A 21,477-nucleotide genomic window follows, 5' to 3' on the forward strand; every position below is an offset into this window, starting at 1 on the left:
GAAGGACGGCGTCGCTCACGCTCGCCTATGCCCGGCCATCCACGTCTTTCTTACTTGAGTGAAGCATGACGGTGTTGTTTGGGGCGAGGCGACCCAACCCCTAGTCGTGCTTATGCGCGTGCTTGCGCGCCTTCGGCTTCTTGTCCGCCGCGGTCGGGATCATCACCACGCGGCCGTAACGCACGCCGCGCTCGGCGATGATGTGGTCGGCGAAATGCCGGACCTCGCCGGAGGCGCCCTTCAGCGCCGTCACTTCCATGCAGCTGTCGTCGTCGAGATGGACGTGCAGCGTCGCCAACGACAGATCGTGATGGCCGTGGAAATTCTGCACCAGCCGTTTTGAGAGGTCGCGCGCGGCGTGATCGTAGACATAGACCAGCGCGGCGACGCATTGCCCTGACGGTGCGGCGTCCTCGGCGCTTTGCTGCAGGCCTGATCGGGCGAGGTCGCGGATGATCTCGGAGCGATTCTGGTAGCCGCGCGTTTGCGCTGCGGCATCGATCTCGGCGAGCAAATCGTCTTCGATCGTGATGGTGATCCGTTGCATCTGGGATTCCGTGCTTTTCGGCAGTATGATATTTTTATTGTATCATCATACCGGGCTTGGTAGCGTGAGGGGCCGGGTTAGGTGTAGCGCAGCCGCTCTCGGACTGTAGCAGTTATCATGCGGGGGCAGGGCGGTGCGTACAGTCTTGTTGCGGATATTCTCCGCTACGGCTTCTTCTGCCGTCCTGATGCTCCCGGCCGAGGCGCAGGAGCGGGCGGCTCAACTTGGCCAGCTTCCGCCTGTCACCATCACCGCTTCCGACCCGACGCCCAAGCGGGCCGCCCGGTCAAAACTGTCGCAAAATCGTGGCGCGCGGAATAGAACGGCGATCAACTCGAACCAGCCGGTAACCGCGGGCGCCAGCGGCGTGGCGCCTGGTACATCATCCGACGGCGCGGCTGCCCTGCAGCCCACCGCCGCCAGCGCCGTGCGCATCAGCGGCGCGGAAGTGAATGCCGTTCCGTTTCTGCGGCCCGGTGAGGCGCTGGAGGTCGTTCCCGGGCTGATTGTCACCCAGCATTCCGGCGAGGGCAAAGCCAACCAGTATTTTTTGCGCGGCTTCAACCTTGATCACGGGACTGATCTTTCCATCAAGGTAGACGGCATGCCCGTCAACATGCCGACGCATGGCCACGGGCAGGGCTATGCCGATATCAACTTTCTGATCCCTGAGCTGATCCAGTCGCTGAATGTCCGCAAGGGTCCGTATTTTGCCGATGCGGGCGACTTCAGCTCCGCCGGCTCGCTCGAAATCGACTACCTGACGAAACTGCCGAAAAACCTGGCTGCGTTCACGGTTGGCAGTTTCGGGTATCGGCGCGGGGTGGCCGCCGGTTCAGTTGCGGTCGGTGCGGGTACGCTGCTCTCCGCCATCGAAGGCGTGAAGTACAACGGTCCATGGGACGTGCCGGACGATGTGCGCAAGATCAACGGCGTCATGCGCTACAGCCAGGGTACTGCGACCGACGGAATGACGCTGACCGCCATGGCCTATTCCAACGCCTGGAACTCGACCGACCAAGTGGCGCAGCGCGCGGTCGACCAGGGCGTGATCGGCCGCTTCGGTACGCTCGATCCGACCGACGGCGGCGTCGCCAGCCGCTTCAGCCTGTCCGGCAATTTCGCGCATTCGAGCGAATACGGGCAGAGCAAGATCAACGCCTATGTCGTCCGATCCAACTTGCAGCTCTACAACAATTTCACCTATTTCCTAGACGACCCCGTCAATGGCGACCAGTTCAACCAGCGCGACAGCCGTACCCTCGGCGGCTTCGATGCTCGGCACGCCTTCGATTGGCGCCTCGACGGACTTGAGACGCAAACACGAATCGGCCTGCAAAGCCGTTATGACGATATCCATGTCGGCCTGTTCAAGACCCAGCAGCGCGGCTGGCTTTCGACCGTGCGTGAGGACCGCGTCAGGGAAGGCAATGTCGGCGTCTGGATGGATAGCACGACACGCTGGACGGACTGGCTGCGTACCACTGTCGGCATTCGCGAGGACGTCCACGCCGGAAGCGTGCTGAGCGACACGCCGGAAAACTCCGGCAATGCGCAGGCGTCGATGGCGAGCCCGAAGGCCGGCATCGTGCTTGGACCCTGGTACAAGACGGAGTTTTTCGGAAATGCCGGCTATGGCCTGCACTCCAACGACATCCGCGGCGCGACGATCACGGTCGATCCGATCGACAAGGTAACGCCGCAGGATCGGGTGCCGCTGCTGGTGCGCTCGAAGGGCGCCGAACTCGGCGTCCGCACCAGGGCGATCGATGGCCTAACAAGTTCGGTCGCGGTCTTCATGCTCGACTTCGATTCCGAATTGCTGTTCGTCGGCGACGCCGGCACCACCGAGGCCAGCCGGCCGAGCCGCCGCGTCGGTGTGGAATGGACCAACAAGTACAAGCCGGTGCCGTGGCTGACGTTCGATCTGGATGTTGCTTATACCCGCGCCCGCTTCACCGATTTCGACGCCGCGGGCGATCGCATCCCCGGTGCGCCGGCCTGGATTGCGAGTGGTGCCATCACCTTCGGCCATGAGACAGGTTGGTTCGGCGCGCTGAAGGGACGCTATTTCGGTCCGCGTCCGCTGATCGAGGACGACAGCGTGCGGTCGCTTTCATCGCTGATCTTCAATGCGCGCGCCGGTTACCGGTTCGACAACGGACTGCGCCTGCAGCTCGACGTGCTCAATCTCTTCAACGCGAAGACCAACCAGATTGAATATTATTATCTGTCGCGGTTGCCGGGCGAGCCGATCGGCGGTGTTGCCGATCGCCATGTGCATCCGGCAGAACCGCTCGCGGTGCGGCTGACGCTGGCAGGAAGGTTTTAGCGCTTACGCCGCCTCAATAACCTTGTTGCGCCGACGGGCGCGGCGTTGCGGCAGGCGGACCGGGACATATTCGACGGCGAGAAAATGCTCCGACACGGTCACGCGTTCGACCAGGGTCGTTTGCACGGCGACCTCGGTCGCTACCGCGACCTCGGTCACTTCTTCAGCCGAAACCGGAACCGGCGCCTCTTCGTTAGCCTCCTCAGGAACAAGCGACGGCGACTCGACTTCTGGAAACACACGGAATTCGCCCGCTACCTCCTGGAGCGGCTTCTGCTTGTCGGCCCAATGCAAGGCCAGATAGTCGAAGCCGTGCACGATGGTGGGTTTGACGACTTCGAAATAGGGCGAGATATCGAAATCGCGCGGCATGTAGAGCGACGAATCGCGAATGTGGAGAATCTCGCGGCGGGCCTTTCGCGAGGCGGCGCGCGTGATCTTGGGCAGGATCGGATAACGCACGGCGTCGAACGCCTGCGCGATCAGCGCCGAGCAGATGATCTTGGTGGGATCGCCGGAACCGAACGCGATCATGCGCCGCCGCCAGCGCTGCGGCACCGGCATCGGGAACAGGTATCGCGCCAGGTCGACGATGTTCTTGGTGTCGTAGCCGAAGCCGATCCGGTTGATGGCGTAGCGGCACACCGTGATGCGGTCCTCATAGGACAGTCCGACCGGACGGCAGAGGCGGGTGTGATAGGGAAAATATTTCGACAGCGGCGCCGACGTCACGCCTTCGCCGATGTTGGCTTCGATCAGGACATGCGGTTCGCCGTCCGGTTCCGTCGCGCCATCGATCGGGCCGACATAGAGCGCGGCATGCGACCAGGTGGATTGCGTGAGGTATTTGATGATGCCGGAAATGCGGTTGTTGCCCTCGACCAGCAGCACATCGCCGGGCTCGATGACGCCGCGCAGATGCTCGGGATCGCTGGGCGTGAACGGTTCATAGCCCGGGACTTCCTTCTGCAGGTAGCCCGCAATCAACTGGCCGATCGTATCGAGCATTACGCCCATGAAATCCCCCGCGGTTCTTTGACCGCTTTTATTCTCCATTAGCATGGTCGTAAGCCGTTTCAATTTAGTTCATGCGTGAGGCGGGTCAATCAGGATTGATTCACCATGAGTGTTGCTGCGCACGGTGAGATGCGGCAGAGTTCGCTAGCTGTTCTCTTTGTTTCAAGGCCCCGGAAACCATGACATGACAATGACCCGCCGCGATTTCCTCTCGGCGTCCGCAGGCCTGGCGGTGATGCCGGTTTTCGGCGGGCGGGCGGGGGCCGCGCCATTGCCGCGTGAGGCTGACATTGTCGTGATCGGCGCCGGCGCCGCCGGCATTGCTGCGGCGCGGCGGGTCATGGCGGCGAACCGCAAGGTGATCGTAGTGGAAGCGGCAAGCCAGATCGGCGGCCGCTGCCAGACCGATACCACCACCTTCGAAGTGCCGTTCGATCGCGGCGCGCGCTGGATGCACAATCCCGAAACCAACCCGATGATCAAGCTTGCGCGATCGGCCGGGCTCGAGATTATCACCGCGCCGTCAGGCCAGAAAATCCGCATCGGCCGCCGCAACGCCCGCGCCGGCGAGACCGAGGAGTTTCTTGCAGCTTTGGTGCGCGCCAACCGCGCCATCGACGAGGCTTCGCGCCGGTTCGACGTCTCCTGCGCCTCGGCGCTGCCCAAAGACCTCGGCGACTGGGCGGGCACCACCGAATTCGTGCTCGGCGCCAATTTCGCCGGCAAGGATCTCAAGGATCTCTCTGTCGTCGACAAGATCCGCGCGCAGGATCGCAACACCGCGATCGCCTGCCGTCAGGGGCTGGGGACGCTGATCACGAAACTCGGCGAGCAGGTGCCGTTGGCGCTGTCGACGCCTGCGAACCGGATTTCCTGGGGCAGCCGCGACGTTGCGGTGGAAACGCCGTCCGGCAAGATTGTCGCGCGCGCCGCCGTCGTGACGGTCTCGAGCAACGTGCTGACCGCGGGCAACATCAAATTCACGCCCGACATTCCCAAGCGCACGCTGGATGCCGCCGCCAAACTGAGCCTCGGCAGCTTTGACCGCATCGCGCTGCAAATGCCGGGTAATCCGCTGGGATTAGCCCGCGACGACATCATCATCGAGCAGAGCAACTCGACGCGCACCGCCTTGCTGTACGCCAATATGGGGTCGTCATCGCTATGTTCGATCGACGTCGCCGGCTCGTTCGGCCGCGATCTCTCCGCGCAGGGCGAAAAAGCCATGATCGCATTTGCGGTGGAGTGGTTGACCAAGCTGTACGGCAGCGAGGTCGCGGCGGCGGTGAAGAAATCGAGTGCGACGCGCTGGAACGCCGCGCCGTTCGCGCTCGGCGCGATGTCCGCGGCCGGGCCGGGCGCGCAGGCCTCGCGAAAGGTTCTGACCGAGCCGTTCGGCTGCATGTATCTCGCCGGCGAAGCCACGCACGAAACCTTGTGGGGCACGATCGACGGTGCTTGGGAAAGCGGCGAGCGCGCCGCCGAAGCGGCGTTGCGCAGGATCGGCGCGTTGAGAGATCCTGAACCGGCGGCGCCACCACCGAAGCAGCGCCGGCGGGCACCGCAGCCGAAGGCGGCAATGCCATCGTCGCAGTTCAACTGATGGTGCGACCGAAGGCGCTGATCTCGTGGTCGAGCGGCAAGGACAGCGCCTTTGCGCTGCACGAAGTGCGGCGCGCGGGTGAATTCGATGTGGTGGGCGCGCTGACCACCGTGACGGAGACGTTCGGCCGCGTTTCGATCCACGGCGTGCGGCAGGAGATCCTGCAGGCGCAATGCGAAGCCGCGGGCCTGCCGCAACGCATCGTGCCGATCCCGTATCCCTGCCCGAACGAGATCTATGAGGCCCGCATGGGCGAGGCGGTCGCGGAGGCCGTGGCGGACGGCGTCACGCATATGATTTTCGGCGATTTGTTCCTGCGCGACATTCGCGCCTATCGCGAAGCGAAACTCGCCGGCACCGGCATCACGCCAATCTTTCCACTCTGGGACCGGCCAACGCCCGAACTGGCGCGGGCGATGATGGGTTGTGGTTTGGAAGCCTATCTTGCGACCGTCGACATGAAGAAGCTGTCGGCGGAATTCGCCGGCCGCAAATTCGATGCGCAGCTGTTGGCTGACCTGCCTGATAGCGTCGATCCTTGCGGCGAGAACGGCGAGTTTCACACCTGCGTGGTGGCGGGGCCGATGTTCTCGCACCGACTTTCCGTCAGCACCGGTGAGCGCGTCGAGCGCGACGGCTACGCCTATTGCGATCTGGTGCTGGAACAAATGTCGTCGTCCCGGCGAAGGCCGGGACCCATACCGCGTGATCTCACACTAGGGTAAAGGTAGCAGATACCTTCCGCCAAACTGAAGCCGCGGTGTATGGGTCCCGGCCTTCGCCGGGACGACGATGCATTTGAAATCGCGCTGCAACTAGCGCAGCACGCCGTCCAGCGCAGGCAGGCCGGCGATGACGGCCATCGCGATCAGCGCGTAGCAGATCGCGCGGAACAATGTCTCGCTGGCGCGGCCGAACAAGGAGGCGCCGAGCCAGACGCCGATGCCGTAGACGGGCCCGACCAGCAGCGAAAACTTGATCGCTTCCATCGTGATCAGCCCGGTCAGGCTGTAGCTGACGACCGAGAAGAAATCCGACGCACCGAAGAACAGCAGGATGTTCGCCCGTGCGATGTTGGAGGCGATCGGGCGGCCGAGCCAGTAGCCGACGATCGGCGGCCCGCCGGTCTGCGCCAGCCCGCTGCAAAAGCCGGATACGCCGCCGATGCCGACCGAAATGCTTGCATGGTCCTTGCCCCGGTAGCGCCAGCCGGAGAGCAGCAACAGCAGAAGCGCAAACACGAAGGCGGAAATGATCCAGCGCGTGGTGACCGGTTCGAGCCGGCTCAGGAAATAGGTGCCGATCGGAACGCCGATCAGCGCGCCGAACACCATCACCGCGGTCGCCCTGCGGTCGGCCTGTTTCCACGCGTTGGGGACCAGCGGCGCGGCTGCGATGAAATCGATGATCAGCAGCAGCGCCGCTACCAGCTGCGGCGCCGCCATGCTGCTCGCCAGCGGCATGAAGATCAGTGCGGAGCCGAAGCCGGAAAAGCCGCGCGCCAAGCCGGACACGAACGCAATCGCGCAGATCGCGATTGCGGCGGTGAGGCTGACGCTGGCGGGGATCAGGCCTTCGAGGCTCATGTTCTGTTTCTGGAACGCGTTTTTGGGCGTGATGTCCGAACCGCTCACGCCGTTCGGCATCATGCGCGCAAGGTGCCGCCGGTCTTCTTGGTTACCTCGGCCACGATCTTCGCCGCCACCGCGTCGATCTCCTGATCGGTGAGCGTCTTTTCGCGCGGCTGGATGGTCACGGCGATCGCGACCGACTTCTTGCTCTCATCGATGCCCTTGCCCTCGTAGACGTCGAACACGGTGACGCCCGTGACCAGCTTCCTGTCGACACCCTGCGCGGCGCGCACGATATCGCCCGCCTTGACGGCGCGGTCGACGATGAAGGCAAAATCGCGCGACACCGGCTGGAACGCGGAAAGTTCAAGCACGGGCTTGGCGCGGGTCGGCTTCTGCTTGGCGTCGGGAACGCGATCGAGGATCACTTCGAACGCGATCAGCGGCCCGTCGGCGCCGAGCGCCTCCAGCGTGCGCGGATGCAATTCGCCGAAATAACCCAGCACGTTTTGCGGGCCGATCTGGATGGTGCCGGAGCGTCCCGGATGCAGCCAGCTCGCGCCGCCCGGCACGATCTGCAGCGCCTGCATCGGCGCGCCCGCGGCCGCGAGCACCGCAAACGCGTCGGCCTTGGCGTCGAGCGCGTCGACCTCCGCTGCGCCGGACCAGTGCCGCCCCATGCCCCCTGCGGAGGCAAAGCCGTGGCGCACGCCGGACGCCGCGACCAGCTGGTCTTCCGGCTTGTCGCCCTTGAACACCTGGCCGACCTCGAACAGCGCGACATCGGACGAGCCGCGATTGGCATTGGCCTGCGCGGCGGCGATCAGGCCGGGCAGCAGGCTCGGCCGCATGTCGGAGAGATCAGATGCGATCGGATTGGCGAGCGCAAGCTCGGCCTGTCCGCCGCCGAACAATTCCGCCGCGGGCTTTGCAATGAACGACCACGTCACCGCCTCGACCATGCCGCGGGCGGCCAGCGCGCGCTTGGCGCGGCGGGTGCGCAGCTGGATCGTGGTGAGCACCGGCTTGCGCGGCGCGTCACCGCGCTCGAACGGCGTCATCGGCACCTTGTCGACGCCGACGATGCGCACGATCTCCTCGACGATATCGGCCTTGCCTCCGATATCCGTACGCCAGGAGGGCACCGCGATCTTCACGATCGGACCGCTGCCGGCCACCATGAAGCCGAGATGGCTGAGGATGCGCTTCATCTCGACCAGCGGCACTTCGATGGCGGCGAGGCGCTTGACCTCATGAAGCGGGAAATCGATCACGCGGTCTTCGCCGAAGGGATTGCCGACGACGACATTCTCCGACGGCGTGCCGCCGCACAGCTCCATCACCATTTTGGTCGCGAGCTCAAGTCCGGGCACCATGAACGCTGGATCGACGCCGCGTTCGAAGCGATAGCGCGCATCCGAATTGACGCCGAGCTTGCGGCCGGTCTGCGCGATGTTGATATCGTTCCACAGCGCCGATTCGATCAGCACGTCGGTGGTGTTCTCGTCGCAGCCGGAGGCTTCGCCGCCCATGATGCCGGCGAGCGACTCTACGCCATGCTCGTCCGCGATCACGCAGATGGCGGGATCGAGCGTGTAGGTGCGGCCGTCGAGCGCCAGCAGGCTCTCGCCGTCGCGCGCGCGGCGCACGGTGAGATTGCCCCTCACTTTCTTGGCGTCGAACACATGGAGCGGACGGGCGCGGTCGTAGGTCATGAAGTTGGTGATATCGACCAGCGCGTTGATCGGACGCAGTCCGATCGAGGTCAGGCGCTTCTGCAACCATTCCGGCGACGGGCCGTTCTTGACGCCGCGCACCAGCCGCAGCGCAAAGCCGGGGCACAGCGTGGCGTCTTCCACCGTCAGCTGCACCGGGCAGGGGAACTCGCCTTTGATCGGCTTGATGCCGGGATCTTTGAACTTGCCCATGTCGGCGGCGGAAAGATCGCGGGCGATGCCGTGCACGCCGGTGCAATCCTGCCGGTTCGGCGTCAGGTTGATCTCGATCATGGGATCGCCGAGCCCGGCCCATTGCGCGTAGGGCGCACCGACGGGCGCATCGGCCGGCAGCTCCATGATGCCGTCATGGTCTTCGGAAATCTGCAGTTCGGCCGCCGAGCACAGCATGCCGCGGCTCTCGACGCCTCTGATGGTGCCTACGCCGAGCGTGATGTTCTTGCCGGGAATGAACGTGCCGGGCGGCGAGAACACGCTGATCAGGCCGGCGCGCGCGTTTGGCGCGCCGCAAACCACCTGCACCGGTGCGCCACCGTCGCCGGTATCGACCATGCAGACGCGCAAACGATCGGCATTCGGATGCTGTTCGGCCGAAATCACCCGCGCAATCGAGAACGGCGCCAGCGCTTTGGCCTTGTCGTCGATCTGCTCGACCTCAAGCCCGATCATGGTGAGCTTGTCGGCGAGCTTTTCCAGCGGCTCGTCGGTGTCGAGATGTTCCTTCAGCCAGGAGAGCGTGAACTTCATGATGGTTGCTTCTCTCGTCCCCTCTCCCGCTTGCGGGGAAGGGTCAGGGTGGGGGCTCGCGCCACAACGGTAGTGGCAATCGTTTCGAGTACTCCGGCGCGATTTGTCATCACGTCGAGATTGCTGAAGCGGAGCACCTGGAAGCCTCTGGCCTCAATCACCGACGATCGAACGGCGTCAGCCTGCTCGGCTTGATCCGAAAAAAGTTGTCCGCCGTCGAGCTCGACCACCAGCTTTGCTGCATGGCAGGCGAAGTCGGCGATGTAGTTCTTGATCGGCACCTGGCGCCGGAAGCCGATGCCGTTCAGCTTGTGATCGCGGAGTTCGGACCAGAGGATACGTTCAGCATCGGTGGAATTCTTTCGGAGTTCGCGCGCGCTCACGTGCTCAATCCCCCCGCCAGCGTCGGGATGTCGAGGGGCTTGAAGCCGTAATGGTTGAGCCAGCGGACGTCGCTGTCGAACAGCTGACGGAGATCGGACATGCCGTATTTCAGCATCGCGATGCGATCGATGCCCATGCCCCAGGCAAAGCCCTGATAGACGTCCGGATCGATGCCGCAGGCGCGGAGCACGTTCGGATGCACCATGCCGCAGCCGAGAATCTCCAGCCAGTCCTCGCCTTCGCCGAACCGGATTTCACCCTTGTCGCGCCGGCACTGGATGTCGACCTCGAGCGAGGGCTCCGTGAACGGGAAGAACGACGGGCGGAACCGCATGTTGATGTGGTCGACCTCGAAGAACGCCTTGCAGAACTCGTGCAGGATCCATTTGAGGTGGCCGAGATGCGAGCCCTTGTCGATGACGAGGCCCTCGACCTGGTGGAACTGCGGCGTATGCGTCGCGTCGGAATCGATGCGATAGGTACGGCCCGGGCAGACCACGCGGATCGGCGGCTGCTGGTTCAGCATGGTGCGCACCTGTACCGGCGAGGTGTGCGTGCGGAGCAGCATGCGCGAATTGTCCTGCTTCGGGTTGAAGAAGAACGTGTCGTGCATCTCCCGCGCCGGATGGCCTTCGGGGAAATTCAGTTTTGTAAAATTGTAGTCGTCGGTCTCGATATCGGGACCTTCGGCGATCGCAAATCCCATGTCGGCGAAGATCGATGTCAGCTCATCCATCACCTGGCTCAGCGGATGGATGCGGCCCTGTTCAGCCACCGGATCGCGCAGCGGCAGCGTGACGTCGATGGTCTCGGAAGCAAGGCGGGCGTCGAGCGCTGCCGATTTCAGGATATCGCGGCGCGCGGTCAGCGCCTGCGTGACCTTGTCCTTGGCGACGTTGATCGCGGCGCCCTGGGTCCTGCGCTCGTCCGGCGACATTTTGCCGAGCGTTGCCAGCAGCGCGGAGATCGATCCCTTCTTGCCGAGCGCGGCAACGCGCACCGCTTCCAGCGCGGCTTCGTCAGCGGCGGCGGCGATATCGGTGAGGATGGTCTGTTCGAGTGTTGTGAGGTCGGACACGGTCAAATCTCTTTCGCAAAAGGCCGCCGGTTGTCGCCGCTCCCGGGCTAAAACGTCAAGCAAAAAGCCCGTAACCGGATCAGGCGGCTTTTGAACCCTTGATCCCGCGCGCTCTACTCATCGTGAGCCGAGAAGGAATACACGATGCGTTTTGCACCTGGGGTGGCCGTTCTGGCCCTCGTTCTGTCGTTTGCCGCACCTGCCGCCGCCGAAGATTGTCCAGCGAAATCGAGGGACGACGTCTTGACCAAGATGAAGGCGGCGAGCTGCAACCGTGCCATGCAAATCGCCTCGGCCTGCTCAGGCGGGGCCACCGGTGACGTTGGGCTCACCGACGCCGTTGAGGAGAAATGCGAGGGCGACTTCCTCGCCCGCCTCAAGCGGGCGCAGAAAAAGGCCTATCAGCACGAAAAGGATGCCTGCGACCGCAAGTTCAGCCACGAAGAGGGAACGATGTATATTTCGTTCGCGGCGTTCTGCCGGGCGAAGGTCGCCCAGCGTTACTCGCAGCGGGCGCTGAAAGCTGCGAGCCCTGCACGGGCTCGCTAATGCCTCAACTCGAACGCCCTGAAGCTCAGGCTGCGAGCGCAGCCTTGGCCTTTTCGGCGATCGCCTGGAACGCCGCCGGCTCGGTGATGGCGAGATCCGACAGCACCTTGCGGTCCACCGTGATGCCCGACTTCGAGAGGCCGTTGATAAAGACGCTGTAGGTCATGCCGAACGGACGGACCGCGGCATTGATGCGCTGGATCCAGAGCGCGCGGAACGTGCGCTTCTTGCGCTTGCGGTCACGGAAGGCGTATTGCCCGGCCTTTTCGACCGCGGCCTTGGCGGCGCGGATGGTGTTCTTACGGCGGCCGGAAAAGCCCTTGGCGGCCTTGTAGACTTTCTTGTGCTTGGCGTGAGAGGTCACACCGCGTTTGACGCGAGACATGACTGCTATCCTTAAAATCTGAAATCAGGTGACGGATTGCCGCGCGCACGCGGCCGGCTAAATCGGAAATGCGAGCGCGATCAGGCGTTCGGCAAGAAGTACTTCTTGACGTTGTCGCCGTCGGTCTTGAACAGCACGCGCGTGCCGCGGAGCTGACGAATCTGCTTCTTCGTCCGCTTGATCATGCCGTGGCGCTTGCCGCGTTGGGCGTGCATCACTTTGCCGGTGGCAGTCACCTTGAAGCGCTTTTTAGCGCCTGACTTGGTCTTCAGCTTGGGCATTTGGCTCTCCTATGGCCACAAGAAAACGCGCCCCGAGGGGCGCTTTTGCGGCTTAAAATGCTCGTTAGAGCGTTGAAAGTGCTCAGGTTTTTTCGAAACGAAGCCACCCGCACGGGGTCATCGACACGGCAGCCCTTAATCAGCCGGGCGATGAAGGCTGGGCTTATGGCAGACCAGACGCATGTTTGCAACGTTGAACCGGTAAACCCTGTGCTGTGACGTAGTCGTTGATGTGATCCCCGTCTCAGCCCTGGCAGGACCAAAATGACCAGATTTCATCGTTCCATTTCCCGCTTCCCCACCTTTTCCCACTTTTCGACCCTGCGCTGGCTCCCCGTGTTCGCCGCGCTTGCCGTGACCGCGGTGCCCTCCTCCGCCGACGCGGCCAGAGCCTCAGGCGCCTACAACGGCACCTGGAACGTGGTGTTTGCTACCACCCGGGGCAATTGCAGTTCCGGCTACAGCGTCCCGTTCCAGGTGATGGGAACCCGGGTGTCATCGGCAGGCGGGGGCAGGGTCTCCGGCTCGGTCAGCCGTGGCGGCGCGGTTGCCGTCAACGTGTCGGTTGGCGCGTCCAAGGCCAGCGGCGGCGGCCGGCTCGCCGGCACCAGCGGCGCCGGCTCCTGGAGCGGCATCATCACCGGCGATCGCTGCAGCGGCACCTGGCAGGCCACACGCAGCTGACTTTGCCGTATCCGCCGCATTGGCTGTAACTTGATGGCACGCGCGCAAGACGCGGCTCGATCAAGGGACGTCTGATGCTGGGAGTAGGTATTCTGGGCGCCGGATTTTTCGGCGCCTTTCACGCGCGCGCGATTGCGGCCGTTCCGGATGTCAGCGTCGTCGCAGTGTGTGCGGAAGAACTGGCGCTCGCCGAAGGTTCGCCGCCGAACATGGCGGCAAGCCATATGGCGATTGGCGCGCGATGCTTGGTGACAAGTCGGTCGACGCCGTCGCGATCACGGCGCCGCATCACCTGCATTGCGAGTTGGCGGTGGCCGCGCTGCAGGCCGGCAAGCACGTATTGCTGGAAAAGCCGATGGCGCTGTCGGTCGCCGAATGCAGCCGCATCATTGCGGCCGCCGAAACCGGCCGTCGCAAACTGATGGTCGGGCAGATCATGCATTTCGTCTGGCCCTGCCTCGTGGCGCGCGAGATCCTCGATCGCGGTGAGCTCGGCAGGCCCGTGACGGGGTCGAGTTCGCTGCAGAAGATCTGGATGGAGCCGAACCGCCGTGGCTGGCACCTCGATCCCGTAACCGGCGGCGGCATGCTGATGACGGCCGGGATCCACGCACTGGATCAGCTGGTCTGGCTGATGAACGGCCGGGTCGGGTCGGTTTCGGCCGCGGTCAGCACGTCGTTTCACGATCAAAAAGCCGATGACAGCGCCATGATGCTGCTGCGTTTTACCGACGGCCGGTTCGCCCAGGTGGCCAGCATCGGCTTCCGCGACGGCGCTGGAACCTTCGACATAGACCTCGTCTGCGAGCGCGGCACGCTCCGGATCGACTTCGATCGCGGGGTTGCAATCGGACGAAACGGAACGTGGACGGACGTTCCGAACTCCCATGATCCTGTGTGGATGCAGAACGCCGTCGTCAGGGAATGGCAGGCGATGGCGGCGGCGATCCTTCATGGCACGGATGTGCCGGTTACCGGCGACTACGGACGGCACATCATTACGTGCATCGATGCCGCCATGATTTCGGGCCGCGAACGCCGCGACGTCGAAGTTAGCGCGTGACGCCAATTGAAAACGCCCCCGGATCAATTCCGAGGGCGTGTTTCGCTATCGATTGAGCGCGTATTGACGCTCAGCGCGGCGCCAGTACCATCACGACCTGGCGGCCTTCGAATCGCGCGTCCTGCTCGACCTTGGCGAACTCGGCGACGTCGGCCTTGACCTTGTCCAGGAGCTTGGTGCCGATCTCCTGGTGGGCCATTTCGCGGCCGCGGTAGCGCAAGGTGATCTTGACCTTGTCGCCTTCCTCGAAGAACCGCTGCATCGCGCGCATCTTCACGTCGTAATCGTGATCGTCGATCATCGGCCGCAGCTTGATCTCCTTGATCTCGACGACCTTCTGCTTCTTGCGGGCTTCAGCGGCTTTTTTCTGCGCGGAATATTTGAACTTCCCGTAGTCCATGATCTTGCAAACGGGAGGATTATTGTTCGGCGAAATCTCGACAAGATCCATGCCCGCTTCAAGGGCCATCTTGACGGCTACCACGGTCTCGACCGTTCCGTGGTTGGTGCCGTTCTGATCGATCAGCTGGATCTGCGCGTTGCGGATTTCATCATTGGTGCGCGGCCCGTCTTTGGCTGCAGCGGGCGGGGCTCTGTTGGGACGGCGAATGGGTAATTCTCCAATGCTGTGAAGGAAGGCTATATTTTGAAGCAATACGCGGCGCTGAGCAAGCGAACTCGCTGTCTGCGCTCGAAAACCGTCAAATGCGAGGCATTTTGGTCACGCCCGGCAAATATAGCGCAACGGCACGTTCTGCAAGGACAGCCCCGAGATTGCCTGTGCGCTTGCCAGCGTTGACCGGTGGTTGACCCAGAAGGTGGGCTCGCCGACAAAGCAGCGGGCAAGAGTAGCGAATCCATGACCAATTCAGCGGTAAACGATCAGGAACCGGCCTTCATCGAGGTGGGTAGCGGCGAGGACAAGCGCAAAATCGCGGTGCGGGCCCGCGCCGGAGGTACTCCCGGCCTGATCTGGCTGGGTGGTTTCAACTCCGACATGAAGGGCACCAAGGCGCTGGCGCTGGATGCCTGGGCCGCCGAACAGGGCCGCGCCTGTGTCCGGTTCGACTATTCCGGCCATGGCGAGTCCGGCGGCGCCTTCATCGACGGCACCATCGGGCGCTGGCTGGAGGAAAGCGTTGCCGTGTTCGCGCGGTTTTGTCGCGGCCCCCAGGTCGTGATCGGCTCGTCGATGGGGGGCTGGATGGCGCTGCTGCTGTCGCGTGAGATTGCAAAGCGGGAAGCGAGCCAGGCGGCATCGCAAGCGAGCCAGCCGAGCTTGGCGGGACTGGTGCTGATCGCACCGGCGCCCGACTTCACCGAGCAATTGATGTGGAACCAGTTTACGCCCGAAATTCAGGAGGAGATCCAGACCAAGGGTGTCTGGATGCGGCCGTCGCAATATGGCGACGGCGCGCCCTATCCGATCACGCGCGCGCTGATCGAGGACGGCCGCAATCACCTTCTGCTCGGCAGCGCCATCGAGGTCGGCTGCCCCGTGCGCATCCTGCAAGGCGGGCAGGACCCTGACGTGCCCTGGCAGCACGCGTTCGCGCTGGCGCACCGGCTGCCGAGCGAGGATGTGGTGCTGACCATGATCCAGGACGGCGATCACCGCCTGTCGCGGCCGCAGGATATTGCAAGGATCATCGCCGCCGTGGCGGAGATGGGGTAAGTTTCTTCTTCCCTTCTCCCCTTGTGGGAGAAGGTGGCGCGAAGCGCCGGATGAGGGGTCTCTATCCGCGGGCACTGCGTTTGCGGAGACAACCCCTCACCCGTCTCGAATGCTTCGCGTCCGTGCCACCCTCTCCCACAAGGGGAGAGGGGGAAGAAACAACGGCCGGGAGACAAACGCTATGAACACATCCGAACTGCTGCGCGCGTTCTGCGATCGCGTCGAACAGCACAACGGCAAAGCGTTCGCCGAATTGTTCACCGAAGACGGCGTTTATCACGACGTGTTCTACGGCGCGTTCACCGGCCGCGCCAAAATCGCCGAGCTGATCGACGACTGGTTCTATCGCACGGCCACCGACTTTCGCTGGGACATGCACAGTCCCGTCAGCGACGGCCAGACGCTCTATGCGCGCTATACGTTCAGCTACCGCTCGACGCTGCCGGAGGCCAAGGGCGCGCGGGCGATGTTCGAGGGCGTTTCGATCATGCGGCTGCGCGACGGCAAGATTCTCGAATATCACGAGGTCGCCAACACCGCGCCGGCTTTCGTCCAGTTGAATTTTGCGCCCGAGCGGATCGCCAAGATCGTCGCCAAGCAGGGCGCCGCGCTGAAGGCGCGGCCCGAGATGGCGCGGCATTTGGTGGAGTGACGGCGCAGCCGTCATTGCGAGAAGCGATAGCAACGAAACAATCCATCTGTCCCCGAGTGCAGATATCGATTGCTTCGCGGAGCCTGTCATCGGGCTCGCGTTCGCGAGACCCGGTGGCTCGCAATGACGGAAGAATCCTACGGCGGCGGCACGTTCGTCATCGGCTTCTTCTGCGCCAATGCTGCCACCGTCGACGTGCCGATCGGGCCCTTCTCGTCATAGAGCCAGCACTCGCCGATCGCGACGCCGTCGCTGGCGTGATGGTTGACCACGTCGAAGCCGATCCATCGCGTCACCGGCAGGCGGTGCAGATACAGCGTGACGTCGCTGTTGATATAGCCGAGGCCTTTATCGCCCGCATTGGCAAACGGGCTGGCGAAATCCGCGCCGGTGGCGACATGGACGAAGGGCGACATCGGCACGCCCTCGACCAGTTCACGGACCTCGCTCATCCACAAACGCCGCGGGCCGAGCGAGCCCATGTGGCCTGCGATCGGCCTGGTCGTCCATTTGCCGTTCATGCCGAGCTTGGGGTCGGTCGGCGCCGGGATCGTTTCGGGCAGCGGCGCGTCCCAGTTCGACGGCGACCAGACATTGCCCGGAGCATTTTCCGTCCGGCGCAACAACTGGCAGGAGGCCCGCGCCATGCGGGTGGTCCCGGAGAAAAACTCGGCTTCCACCACCTTGATCCGCAGGCCCTCGCGGATCAGCCGCGTGGTGACCTCCACCGGCGTGTGGATGTCCGGCAGCCGGAACATGTCGACCGTCAGCCGTGCCGGCACGAATTCGTCGGAGCCGTGGCGCTCCTCGATCACGTGGGCCAGAAGACCGACCACGACACGACCATGCATCGAGGTCGGATTCCACGGACCGTTCGAAACCGGATTGGGGATGAAGGCGTCGCCGTTTTTGGCGAAGAAGGGCTGATTTGTCATGACCGGCGAACATGACGGAAACCGCGGGGCAAAATCAAGCGGGCAGGGCGCAATCCATCCATTCCGCGCGAACGGTCGCGTCGGTCTCGCCGGCTGCGGCTCGGCTCGCCAGTTCGGCAAAGGCTTCCGGTGGCATCAGCTGCGACAGCGCCCAGGCCGCCGCGCCCCGCACCAGCGCGCTTTCGTCGTCAAGCAATCGTTCCGCCTCATGTGCCAGTGACGCATCGTCGGAGTTGCCGACTGCAATCAGCACATTGCGAATGAAGCGGTCGCGCCCGATGCGCTTGACCGGCGATTTCGCAAACAGCGCGCGAAACGCGCCGTCGTCGAGCCGGGCCAATTCCGAAAGTGACGGTGCGCGCAATTCCGTGCGGGCGGCCAGTCTTGTTTCGCGCCCTTGTTGCGCGAACTTGTTCCACGGGCATATGGCGAGGCAATCGTCGCAGCCATAGATGCGGTTGCCGATCGCCTTGCGGAATTCGCGCGGGATCGGGCCCTTGTTTTCGATCGTGAGATAGGAAATGCAGCGGCGCGCATCGAGCTTGTAGGGCGCCGGGAATGCCGCGGTCGGGCAGATGTCCTGGCACGCGCGGCAGGAACCGCAACGATCGGCGTCCGCCTCGTCGCGCGGCAGGTCGGTGGCGGTGTAGATCGCGCCGAGAAACAGCCATGACCCAAACTCGCGCGACACCAGATTGGTGTGCTTGCCCTGCCAGCCCAATCCAGCCGCCTGCGCCAGCGGTTTTTCCATCACGGCCGCGGTATCGACGAACACCTTGACTTCGTCGCCCGACATCGCGACCAGCCATCGCGCCAGCGCCTTGAGGCGCTTCTTGATCAAATCGTGATAGTCGTCACCTTGCGCATAGACCGAGATCGCACCGCGCGTGCGCTTTTCGAGAATGTGCAGCGGATTTTCATCCGGCCCGTAATTGACGCCGAGCATGATTACCGAGCGCACGCCGGGCCACAGCACGCGCGGATCGGTGCGGCGCTCGGGGCTGGCGGCGAGCCAGTCCATGTCGCCATGGGCGCCGGTCTGAAGGAACTCATGAAAATGTTTCCCGGCCTGAACGATCGCTTCAGGACCGGTGACGCCGATGCCATCGAAGCCGAGCGCGCGCGCTTCATGCGCCAGCGCGGCCTTGAGATCTTCGTCGGAGAGTCTGGCCTTGTTCAGAAGTCGAGGTCCACGTAGCTCTGCGACGCCGGCACGCCGGCCAGCCATTCGCTCAGCAACGGACGGAACGACGGGCGGGATTTCACCCGCGCGTACCACGCCTTTGCCGCGTCGTCCTCGCTCCATGGCACATCGCCCAGATAATCGATCGCCGAAAGGTGCGCCGCGGCGGCGAGGTCCGCGTAGGTCAGCCGGTCGCCGGCAAGGAAGTTCCGCGTCTGCGCCAGCCAGCCGATATAGGCCAGATGATAGCGCACATTGACCTTGGCCGCGCGGATCACGTCGGCCGCCGGGGCGCCGCCGCCATTCTCCTCGCTCATGAAGCGCTTGTAGATGCGCTCGGTCACCAGCGGATTGGAGGCCTCCTCGAAAAATTTTTCGTTGAACCACGCCATCAGCCGGCGCACCTCGATGCGCTCGCCCATCGAGACCGGCAGCATGCGCCGCTCGTCGGCACTGGGGCCATGCACCTCATCGAGATATTCGGCGATGATGCCGACGCCGGGTATCGCGGGATAACCTTGGGCAATCAGGACCGGCGTGGTGCCCGCGGGGTTGAGCGCGAGAAACGCCTCGCGACGTTCCCAGACCCGTTCTTCCACCAGGCGCAGATCGAGGCCGTGTTCGCCGAGGATCAGGCGAATGAAACGCGAATGCGGGCAGAACGGATGATGGTGCAGCGTGTACATGAAGTCCTTGAATCGGAAGCCCTTGGAGTTGGAAGTCCTTGGAATTGGAAGTCCTTGGATCAGGAATCCTCGGGGTTAGTTCGCGGCGCTTAAAAAACCCTCAATCTCTTCAAGGCCGCGTCAGTCGAACGGAGCCACTAGACCCTATTCGGGTCCCGATTGAAATCAGAAGGGAGGCCGCAATCACTTGTTTCGGCGCGTTTTCCTCACGCAGATTGCTACGCGATCCGGTGTCGGTTCGCTCGAAACGCTATAGCCGAGCCTGCATACGAGGCAACCGGTGTTTGCTGTTTTTTTGCGATTGCGAGATGGGTTTGAATAGGCGAGAAGGGCCCGGCTTTTTCGGCTGATTTCGATCGGAAACGGACCCAATCATGATGTCAGATGCAGTGCGGGCGGTGATTCTCGGCATCGTCGAGGGTGTGACGGAATTCATACCGGTTTCCTCGACCGGCCATCTGCTGCTGGCGCAACGCTTCTTTGGCCTCGGTGAGGGCAATTTCTGGCAGAGTTTTGTCGTGCTGATTCAGCTCGGCGCGATTCTCGCGATCGTGGTGCTCTATTTCACCAAATTGTGGCGGGTCGCACTCGGGATGTTCTCCAACCCCGACGACCGGCGCTTCGTCATCGGCGTGCTGGTGGCGTTCCTGCCGGCTGTCATCGTCGGCCTGGTTGCCGGCAAATACATCAAGGAACTGCTGTTCAATCCGTGGGTGGTTTGTTTCTCGCTGATCGTGGGTGGCGCAATCCTGATCTGGGTCGATCAGCTCGAGCTCAAACCGCGCGAGTTCGACGCCACGCGGTTCCCGCTGATGATGTATCTGTGGATCGGCATCGCGCAGTGCGTGGCGATGATTCCCGGCGTGTCGCGCTCCGGCGCCAGCATTGTGGCTTCGATGCTGCTCGGCTCGGACAAGCGGTCGGCCGCGGAATTCTCATTCTTCCTGGCGATCCCGACCATGATCGGCGCGTTCGCGTATGACTTCTACAAGAACCGCGGCGAGATGACGACCGATCACATCGGCGTCGTCGCCATCGGCTTCGTGGTTTCCTTCATCACCGCGATGATCGTGGTGAAGACGTTTTTGACCTACGTCACGCGCCACGGCTTTACGTTTTTCGCGTGGTGGCGCGTGATCGCCGGCACGGTCGGCCTGATCGCGCTGGCGCTGGGACGGTAGGTCCTGCAGAATCGTAGGATGGGGTGAGCTCTTGCGAAACCCATCACCTTTGCCGACCAATTGATGGGTTTCGCGTAGAGCTCAACCCATCCTACGAATCGAGGCGGTTGCTTACACGGCCTTCCGCTGGAACTGGCCTGCGGCGCGGAAGCGCCAGAGATATTGCGGGGCGATCGCTTCCATCGAATCGGGTGCGATGCCGAGTCCTTCCAGCGTCAGCCCTGCGGCCTTCGCCGCATCCGACACCACATTGTCCGAGCGCAGCATGGCGACCTGATCCGGCGTCAGTTTCAGCGCGCCCGGTGCGAATTGCAGGAACAGTGCGTTCAGCTTCGCCAGGCCGAACGGCAGCGAAACCAGCGCGCGGTTACGTTCGGTGATGATAAGAATGATTTCCATGATCTCGCGCATGGTTAGCACTTCCGGCCCGCCGAGCTCATAGGTCGCGCCTGGCTTTGCCTTGCCATCGACGGCCTCCGCGACCGCGGTCGCGACGTCGCCGACATAGGCCGGCTGCATCCTCGTCTCGCCACCGCCGATCAGCGGCAGCGCCGGCGACATCCGCGCGAGCGCGGCAAAACGGTTGGTAAATTGATCCTCCGGGCCGAACATCAGCGACGGCCGCAGGATGGTGGCGGAAGGCACGGCTGCCAGCACGGCCTGTTCGCCGGCGGCCTTGGAGCGGCCATAGCCCGACGGCGAGTTTTCGTCGGCGCCGATCGCGGAGACATGCACCATCCGCCCGCCGGCGGCGGCGACGGCCTTGGCGATCGTTGCCGGGCCCTTGGCCTGCACGGCGTCAAAGGACTGCGCGCCGCCCTCGGCCAGGATGCCGACCAGGTTGATCGCGATCTGGGAATCCCGCATGGCAGCCTCGACCGAGGCCGGATAGCGCAAATTGGCCTGCACGGCGTGGATCTGGCCGACCCTGCCAAGCGGCTGCAGATGCCCGGCCAGCTCCGGCCGCCGCACCGCCACCCGGATGCGATAATCGCGCTTGGCCAGCGCCCGGACCACGTTTCGCCCCAGAAAGCCCGATCCGCCGAAGATCGTGACGAGCGTTTCCTGGTTCGATGCCATCGGGTCCATTGCCGGGTCCATTCCTGCGGTCAAATTCGAGAGCTAATGGGGATATTTAGCGGATTCGCGATACGCCAACCCGCCGCCGCTGTACAGCATATTTGCACA

Annotated in this window: 22 protein-coding genes; 9 read left to right on the top strand and 13 right to left on the bottom strand. The window is 63.5% G+C overall.

Annotation, left to right across the window (positions count from 1 at the left end; translation table 11 throughout):
- Positions 1-100 precede the first annotated feature (100 nt).
- The gene (gene nikR / locus JQ558_RS10365; protein WP_212274514.1) at positions 101-547 is read right to left on the bottom strand and encodes a nickel-responsive transcriptional regulator NikR; all 447 of its coding nucleotides are present in this window, start codon (positions 545-547) and stop codon (positions 101-103) included.
- 187 nt (positions 548-734) lie between these two features.
- Here nikR and JQ558_RS10370 point away from each other — a divergent pair, with 187 nt between their 5' ends.
- Positions 735-2,879, top strand: a complete 2,145-nt coding sequence (locus JQ558_RS10370) for a TonB-dependent receptor (protein ID WP_212293722.1) — start codon at positions 735-737, stop codon at positions 2,877-2,879.
- A 3-nt stretch (positions 2,880-2,882) separates the two neighbouring features.
- Here the strand turns inward: JQ558_RS10370 and JQ558_RS10375 are convergent, their stop codons facing one another.
- Entirely contained in the window at positions 2,883-3,896 is a 1,014-nt protein-coding gene (locus JQ558_RS10375; RefSeq protein ID WP_212274515.1) for a YiiX/YebB-like N1pC/P60 family cysteine hydrolase, read from the bottom strand.
- A 184-nt stretch (positions 3,897-4,080) separates the two neighbouring features.
- Between JQ558_RS10375 and JQ558_RS10380 the strand changes: the two genes are divergently transcribed.
- Together JQ558_RS10380 and JQ558_RS10385 are read left to right on the top strand one after the other, a co-directional pair.
- Positions 4,081-5,499 (top strand): NAD(P)/FAD-dependent oxidoreductase, encoded by a 1,419-nt coding sequence (locus JQ558_RS10380; RefSeq protein WP_212293584.1) that lies wholly within the window; start codon positions 4,081-4,083, stop codon positions 5,497-5,499.
- On the top strand, positions 5,499-6,224 hold the full coding sequence (locus JQ558_RS10385; protein WP_212293585.1) for an adenine nucleotide alpha hydrolase: 726 nt from the start codon (positions 5,499-5,501) through the stop codon (positions 6,222-6,224). The genes JQ558_RS10380 and JQ558_RS10385 overlap by 1 nt, the downstream gene beginning before the upstream one ends.
- Before the next feature lie 90 nt (positions 6,225-6,314).
- Here JQ558_RS10385 and JQ558_RS10390 read toward each other — a convergent pair whose 3' ends face one another.
- From JQ558_RS10390 to pheS, 4 genes are read right to left on the bottom strand one after another with little or no spacing between them, the layout of a single operon-like run.
- Entirely contained in the window at positions 6,315-7,085 is a 771-nt protein-coding gene (locus JQ558_RS10390; protein ID WP_212274540.1) for a sulfite exporter TauE/SafE family protein, read from the bottom strand.
- Between the two features lie 59 nt (positions 7,086-7,144).
- On the bottom strand, positions 7,145-9,553 hold the full coding sequence (pheT, locus tag JQ558_RS10395; RefSeq protein WP_212293586.1) for a phenylalanine--tRNA ligase subunit beta: 2,409 nt from the start codon (positions 9,551-9,553) through the stop codon (positions 7,145-7,147).
- On the bottom strand, positions 9,550-9,936 hold the full coding sequence (locus tag JQ558_RS10400) for a DUF559 domain-containing protein (RefSeq protein ID WP_312014978.1): 387 nt from the start codon (positions 9,934-9,936) through the stop codon (positions 9,550-9,552). Before JQ558_RS10400 ends, pheT begins: the two co-directional genes overlap by 4 nt.
- Positions 9,933-11,015: a phenylalanine--tRNA ligase subunit alpha gene (gene pheS, locus JQ558_RS10405; RefSeq protein WP_212293587.1), complete on the bottom strand. Its 1,083-nt coding sequence runs from the start codon at positions 11,013-11,015 to the stop codon at positions 9,933-9,935. Before pheS ends, JQ558_RS10400 begins: the two co-directional genes overlap by 4 nt.
- A 144-nt stretch (positions 11,016-11,159) precedes the next feature.
- On the opposite strand from pheS, the gene JQ558_RS10410 reads away from it, so the two are divergent.
- The gene (locus JQ558_RS10410) at positions 11,160-11,564 is read left to right on the top strand and encodes a hypothetical protein (RefSeq protein ID WP_212293588.1); all 405 of its coding nucleotides are present in this window, start codon (positions 11,160-11,162) and stop codon (positions 11,562-11,564) included.
- Positions 11,565-11,589: 25 nt separating this feature from the next.
- Here the strand turns inward: JQ558_RS10410 and rplT are convergent, their stop codons facing one another.
- Together rplT and rpmI are read right to left on the bottom strand one after the other, a co-directional pair.
- Positions 11,590-11,949 carry a 50S ribosomal protein L20 gene (gene rplT / locus JQ558_RS10415; RefSeq protein ID WP_192736192.1) on the bottom strand — a complete coding sequence of 120 codons (360 nt, stop codon included), beginning with the start codon at positions 11,947-11,949 and terminating at the stop codon, positions 11,590-11,592.
- 80 nt (positions 11,950-12,029) lie between these two features.
- Positions 12,030-12,230, bottom strand: a complete 201-nt coding sequence (rpmI, locus tag JQ558_RS10420) for a 50S ribosomal protein L35 (protein WP_008539890.1) — start codon at positions 12,228-12,230, stop codon at positions 12,030-12,032.
- Positions 12,231-12,494: 264 nt separating this feature from the next.
- On the opposite strand from rpmI, the gene JQ558_RS10425 reads away from it, so the two are divergent.
- Together JQ558_RS10425 and JQ558_RS10430 are read left to right on the top strand one after the other, a co-directional pair.
- The gene (locus JQ558_RS10425; RefSeq protein WP_212293589.1) at positions 12,495-12,914 is read left to right on the top strand and encodes a hypothetical protein; all 420 of its coding nucleotides are present in this window, start codon (positions 12,495-12,497) and stop codon (positions 12,912-12,914) included.
- 166 nt (positions 12,915-13,080) lie between these two features.
- Positions 13,081-13,977 carry a Gfo/Idh/MocA family protein gene (locus tag JQ558_RS10430; RefSeq protein WP_409410504.1) on the top strand — a complete coding sequence of 299 codons (897 nt, stop codon included), beginning with the start codon at positions 13,081-13,083 and terminating at the stop codon, positions 13,975-13,977.
- A 70-nt stretch (positions 13,978-14,047) separates the two neighbouring features.
- Here the strand turns inward: JQ558_RS10430 and infC are convergent, their stop codons facing one another.
- Positions 14,048-14,587: a translation initiation factor IF-3 gene (infC, locus tag JQ558_RS10435; RefSeq protein ID WP_192736529.1), complete on the bottom strand. Its 540-nt coding sequence runs from the start codon at positions 14,585-14,587 to the stop codon at positions 14,048-14,050.
- A gap of 249 nt (positions 14,588-14,836) precedes the next feature.
- On the opposite strand from infC, the gene JQ558_RS10440 reads away from it, so the two are divergent.
- Positions 14,837-15,652: a carboxylesterase gene (locus JQ558_RS10440; RefSeq protein WP_212293590.1), complete on the top strand. Its 816-nt coding sequence runs from the start codon at positions 14,837-14,839 to the stop codon at positions 15,650-15,652.
- A 181-nt stretch (positions 15,653-15,833) separates the two neighbouring features.
- Positions 15,834-16,304, top strand: coding sequence for a nuclear transport factor 2 family protein (locus tag JQ558_RS10445; protein ID WP_212293591.1), 471 nt, complete (start codon positions 15,834-15,836; stop codon positions 16,302-16,304).
- A 137-nt stretch (positions 16,305-16,441) separates the two neighbouring features.
- Here the strand turns inward: JQ558_RS10445 and JQ558_RS10450 are convergent, their stop codons facing one another.
- From JQ558_RS10450 to JQ558_RS10460, 3 genes are read right to left on the bottom strand one after another with little or no spacing between them, the layout of a single operon-like run.
- Positions 16,442-17,239, bottom strand: coding sequence for an acyl-CoA thioesterase domain-containing protein (locus JQ558_RS10450; protein WP_212293592.1), 798 nt, complete (start codon positions 17,237-17,239; stop codon positions 16,442-16,444).
- 34 nt (positions 17,240-17,273) lie between these two features.
- Entirely contained in the window at positions 17,274-18,467 is a 1,194-nt protein-coding gene (gene queG / locus JQ558_RS10455) for a tRNA epoxyqueuosine(34) reductase QueG (RefSeq protein WP_212293593.1), read from the bottom strand.
- Positions 18,416-19,108 carry a glutathione S-transferase family protein gene (locus tag JQ558_RS10460; protein ID WP_212293594.1) on the bottom strand — a complete coding sequence of 231 codons (693 nt, stop codon included), beginning with the start codon at positions 19,106-19,108 and terminating at the stop codon, positions 18,416-18,418. The genes queG and JQ558_RS10460 overlap by 52 nt, the downstream gene beginning before the upstream one ends.
- Positions 19,109-19,482: 374 nt before the next feature.
- Between JQ558_RS10460 and JQ558_RS10465 the strand changes: the two genes are divergently transcribed.
- On the top strand, positions 19,483-20,289 hold the full coding sequence (locus tag JQ558_RS10465) for an undecaprenyl-diphosphate phosphatase (RefSeq protein ID WP_212207532.1): 807 nt from the start codon (positions 19,483-19,485) through the stop codon (positions 20,287-20,289).
- A gap of 111 nt (positions 20,290-20,400) precedes the next feature.
- On the opposite strand, the gene JQ558_RS10470 is transcribed toward JQ558_RS10465, so the two are convergent.
- On the bottom strand, positions 20,401-21,369 hold the full coding sequence (locus tag JQ558_RS10470; RefSeq protein WP_212207617.1) for a complex I NDUFA9 subunit family protein: 969 nt from the start codon (positions 21,367-21,369) through the stop codon (positions 20,401-20,403).
- Positions 21,370-21,477 lie beyond the last annotated feature (108 nt).

Origin of the sequence: Bradyrhizobium sp. AUGA SZCCT0160 (assembly GCF_018130105.1) — a bacterium.
Classification (GTDB): domain Bacteria; phylum Pseudomonadota; class Alphaproteobacteria; order Rhizobiales; family Xanthobacteraceae; genus Bradyrhizobium.